General features: G+C 62.7%; 3 protein-coding genes. All 3 read left to right on the forward strand.

Features of this window, described 5'->3' with window-relative positions:
* Positions 1 to 24: 24 nt before the first annotated feature.
* The 3 genes from A1351_RS26175 to A1351_RS08200 are packed head-to-tail and all read left to right on the forward strand — an operon-like array spanning position 25 to position 2059.
* Positions 25 to 246 carry a hypothetical protein gene (locus A1351_RS26175; protein WP_371441470.1) on the forward strand — a complete coding sequence of 74 codons (222 nt, stop codon included), beginning with the start codon at positions 25 to 27 and terminating at the stop codon, positions 244 to 246.
* Positions 247 to 272: 26 nt separating this feature from the next.
* Positions 273 to 1310, forward strand: coding sequence for a zinc-binding dehydrogenase (locus tag A1351_RS08195; RefSeq protein ID WP_161913169.1), 1038 nt, complete (start codon positions 273 to 275; stop codon positions 1308 to 1310).
* Between the two features lie 11 nt (positions 1311 to 1321).
* Positions 1322 to 2059 (forward strand): enoyl-CoA hydratase-related protein, encoded by a 738-nt coding sequence (locus A1351_RS08200; protein WP_064032735.1) that lies wholly within the window; start codon positions 1322 to 1324, stop codon positions 2057 to 2059.
* The last annotated feature ends 42 nt before the right edge of the window (positions 2060 to 2101 follow it).

Here is a 2101-nt window from a genome sequence, read left to right on the forward strand (position 1 = left end):
GTGCTGCCGTCCGCCCTCCCAGCCATGTTGGCCTGTGCGCGAATAACTATTTCCACCGGCCTCGTGCTCCTCGTCGCCGCCGAAATGATCGGCGCACAATATGGGATCGGCGCCTATATTCTCGCCGCCGGCAACATCATGGACTCCGAGAAGCTCCTCGCCGGCGTTCTCGTGCTCTCTCTCCTCGGAACATGCGCAGGGGCGGTAATCGCAGCGCTCGAACGCACGCTCTTGAGCTGGCGTTGACCCGAACGCTCATCGGATCGTCATTCATGAAAGCTCTCCAAAAAACAGCCCCGACCTTCGGCGTCGAGTTTCGGGAGGTTCCCCGCCCGGTTCCAGGCCCCGGCGAGGCGCTTATCGAAATCACTGCCGCCGGCGTTTGTGGGACGGACGTGCATATCTTTGAATGGAGCGGCGGCTATGATTTCATGGCGCCACTGCTTCCGCTGACGCTCGGGCACGAATTCGCGGGACGCGTGATCGACGTCGCTGGCGACGCAAATGGATTGGCGCCCGGCGCGCTCGTCGCCGTAATCCCTTCCACCCCATGCGGAAGTTGCGCGCATTGCCTGAGCGGCGCAGCCGAATCTTGCGAGCGTCGGTCAGCCAAAGGCACCAGCGCCGACGGCGGCTTCGCGCCTTGGATCACGGCGCCTGTCGTCAATTGCCTCGCGGCGCCGAACGGCGTCGACGACGAGCTCGCAGCGCTCGCTGAACCATTGACCGTCGCGCAGGAAGCCGTCCTGAAAGGCGGAGTGACGCGCGGCGATCGGGTGCTCGTCATCGGTCCGGGCACGATCGGACAGGCGATCGCCCTCTACGCCCGCATGGCCGAAGCCGCGGAGGTCGTCGTGGTGGGGAAGAACGATCTTCTTCGTTTCGAAACGCTACGCGCTCTCGGCCTTCGGGACCTTATCGACATTGGCGATGGCGATCTCGAAACCGCATTGGCGTCCCGCTTTGCAGACCAGAAATTCGATATCATTTTCGAGGCGACAGGCGTTCCGGAGGTGGTTCAAGAAGGCCTCGCATTCTTGCGCAAGGAAGGCGTTCTTGTCGTCGCGGGGATACACCCGCGCAGAGCTGCGCTCGATCTCACCCGCCTCGTACGCGAAAGACATCAAATCCGAGGCACGCAACGCGCGCCGCGCCATGTCTGGCCGCGTGTGCTCGACAGCCTTGTGACCGAAGGCGAACGTATTCGCCACATGATCACGCATCGCATGCCGCTCGATCACGGCGTCGAGGCCTTGGAGTTGGCGCGGACGCGTCGGGCCTCGAAAATCATTCTCTCGCCAGGCGTTTGAAAGAGAAGTTCATGACCGCCGTCTCGATCGCCACCCATGGAAATGTCGTTGTTATTTCGATCGACCGCCGAGAGCGACGAAACGCCATCGACATCGACGTCGTCCGTGGACTGCAAGAGGCCTTCGCCAAATTCGACGCCTCCGATGGCCGCGTCGCGGTGCTGACCGGCGTCGGCGACGATTTTTCGGTCGGATCCGATCCAAATGTCCCGGTAACGGAGCTCTGGCGCTGCATGCCGACGATCGGAACCGTCACGAAAAAGCCCATCGTCACCGCCGTCGCCGGCGAATGCCAAGGCAGCGCCTTCACTCTCAACATGTTCGCGGATCTCTGCGTCGCAGACGAAAGCGCAAACTTCTGCTATCCAGAAGGAACGCATGGGGCCTGGGGCGGCCTCGCAGCAGGTCTCGCGGTGCGCATTCCGCACAAGATCGCGATGGAAGTTCTGCTGTTGTCACAGCCTATCTCGGCGCGCCGCGCTTATGAAGCCGGGCTCGTCAACCGCGTCGCCCCACGAGGAAAGCATATAGAAACTGCGCTCGAAATCGCCCACGTCGTCGCGGCGCGCGCTCCCCTCGTCATGCAGTCGATGAAGCATTTCGTGACCGATCATGTGCTCGTGCAGAGCCCATCGGAGATACTCGGCCGGACGACGCGCGACCTCACGGCCGTCCGCACGAGCCAGGATGCAGCGGAAGGCAAACGCGCGATGGCCGAAGGACGACCGCCCGAGTTCGTCGGCAAATGACCGCCACGCTCTGCGACAACAAGGGAATTAGCCGACCGTGAC

Source organism: Methylosinus sp. R-45379 (genome assembly GCF_001644125.1).
GTDB lineage: Bacteria > Pseudomonadota > Alphaproteobacteria > Rhizobiales > Beijerinckiaceae > Methylosinus.